General features: G+C 38.9%; 1 protein-coding gene. It reads left to right on the top strand.

The annotated features are described in order from the left end of the window. The coding region (locus V6260_RS18945; protein ID WP_341595603.1) for an arginine N-succinyltransferase at window positions 1–221 on the top strand (221 nt) is incomplete at both ends.

Here is a 221-nt window from a genome sequence, read left to right as displayed (position 1 = left end):
AGGTAAAACAGTACACCTATCGCCTACTTTAAATGTATATAACACCGTTGATATTTTAAGAATGTGTAACGACTACACATGTTGCTCTGAAATATGCACATTATTTTTGCGAGAAAATAGCCGTAAAGGCCTATCGTGTCGATTTTTATCACGTTCACTCTTTTTGTTTATGGCTCAGCACAGCGAGCGTTTTGCCGATACTCTTATCGCAGAAATGCGCG

It is taken from the genome of Pseudoalteromonas aliena (assembly GCF_038155085.1).
GTDB lineage: Bacteria > Pseudomonadota > Gammaproteobacteria > Enterobacterales > Alteromonadaceae > Pseudoalteromonas > Pseudoalteromonas aliena_A.
Note: the sequence above shows the minus strand (reverse complement) of the source record. Positions and strands in the feature narration are given on the sequence as shown.